This is a genomic window from Intestinimonas sp. RTP31139st1_F5_RTP31139_211217 (assembly GCF_040226735.1).
Lineage (GTDB): Bacteria > Bacillota > Clostridia > Oscillospirales > Oscillospiraceae > Intestinimonas > Intestinimonas butyriciproducens.
This window is the reverse complement of record NZ_JBCOAQ010000090.1, coordinates 1-1,698: the sequence shown is the minus strand read 5'-3', so window position 1 is coordinate 1,698 and position 1,698 is coordinate 1. Positions and strand designations below refer to the sequence as shown.

Genomic DNA, 1,698 nt, shown 5'->3' with positions numbered 1-1,698 from the left:
TCTCCTTCTTGTCATCCTCACCGACTTCGCATCCTTCGCCCCGCCCTCCCGGGCAGGTCTCATCCGCTCCGTCGTTCGTCCGCTCCCCATCCGACCCGCTGTCGCTGGGCTCGGATGGGGCTCCTTGCGTTTGTAGACTAAAATCAGATTCTGGCTCGGGTCCCGGCCCTGCGCCATATCCCTAGTGGATCTGTTATAATAGTTCATCTTGCGTTCACCGTGATGTACTCGTACAGATGCTTCATAGCTGACTTCCTTTCCGGCCAAGTTGGCCTGTCACATATGGATAATCTCTTCCGCCTGATCGGCAGTGATCCACTTCGGGGCCATGGAGCGCACCTGCTCCGCCGTCAGACGGCCCAGACGATACTGGATGCGGATAAACTCAACCATCGCCTGTCCCTCCCATCATCAGCTCCAGCATGGCCGCCTCCAGCGCGGAGAGCCGTTCCGCCTCTGTGGGCGAGATGGGGGGCTGGGCCTGTCCCATGGCCTCCAGCTCCGCGAGCTCTTCTGCTGTGGCGTCGCGGTAGATGCCGTTATCATAAACCCTCACGTGCTTCCCCCCTATCTCGCCAAAATGCGAACTTTTACCGTGCCGGTTATGTCTGCTGCATTAAAATCCATGCGTAACTGCCCTGTAGGAACTCCTATTTTCCCGTACCGGGTTCCTCCGGTGGTTGCCCCCAGGAATGCCCCAAACAGAATATCAGTTGTGGCAGTTGACAAATATTCCGCAAAAGACCCGTCGCCAAATAATGTAACGTGGAATAGATATTGCTTCATAGTGTTCGCAGGAACAACCCCCGGATAAAAAGCGACTTGTATCCCATCCACCGTAATGCTGGATGGCTGGTATTGTTTCGTATTAGCTGGGCATTCCACTGCGCACATCATCTCTTTGTATGTGCTCAACTGATGGGTTAGCGTAAGTTGGACACTTCCTACCCCGGCAGAATCGAGCACGATCCCATCATCGCGCAAGAGCTCTGTCCACTCTCCGCCCCCACCCGGCGCGCTCACCTTGCCCCACGCTCCGTCCACCACGCCCGCATACATGCCGTTGTCCTCTGCGGTCACGGTGGGGAGGCCGACGCCATCCGCACCTGCGGGACCCTGCGGGCCGGTGTCTCCGGTGTCACCTTTGGGCCCCTGCGGGCCTTGGATGCCCGGTTCCCCCTGGTCTCCTTTTGGGCCTTGCAATCCCTGGGCGCCGGTATCGCCCTTCGGCCCCTGCGGGCCTTGCTCCCCGGTGTCTCCCTTGGGCCCCGCTGGTCCCTGTTCTCCTGGATCTCCCTTCTCTCCCTGGGGACCAGCGGGACCGATAGGTCCCTGTTCTCCTCTGGGACCCGTCGCCGATACGCCGGTATCCACGCCGCCGACGACCCAATTCCCGTCGGGCCCAATGTTGGGGCCGCCCCGCCGGAGTAGACGCCGGTATCCTGATACGCCCCGCTCTCCAGGTCCCACACCATCCACGTCTGATCCCCGGACAGCTTGGGCGGGTGGACCGCCGCCGCTTCCGCCCGGTCTGCGGCGGCCACTGCGTCGGCCTTGGCCTGCGTGACCCTGGCCTCCATCTGGGCAAGCTCCGAGGGCTCGACGCTCGGAAATGCTTCCACAGCGTTGATGCTCCCGCTCACCAGCAGCTCAAACTGGTTGCTGTGGGCCACCGTATCCCCTTTGAGGCCCCGGAGC

General features: G+C 61.2%; 3 protein-coding genes. All 3 read right to left on the bottom strand.

The window, feature by feature from the left end; translation table 11 throughout:
• Positions 1 to 385: 385 nt before the first annotated feature.
• Positions 386 to 556, bottom strand: coding sequence for a hypothetical protein (locus ABUA09_RS18260; RefSeq protein WP_156113826.1), 171 nt, complete (start codon positions 554 to 556; stop codon positions 386 to 388).
• 11 nt (positions 557 to 567) lie between these two features.
• On the bottom strand, positions 568 to 1,059 hold the full coding sequence (locus ABUA09_RS18255) for a hypothetical protein (protein WP_349949630.1): 492 nt from the start codon (positions 1,057 to 1,059) through the stop codon (positions 568 to 570).
• 17 nt (positions 1,060 to 1,076) lie between these two features.
• Positions 1,077 to 1,698: hypothetical protein (locus ABUA09_RS18250; protein WP_349949629.1), on the bottom strand; the 622-nt coding region annotated here is incomplete at its 5' end.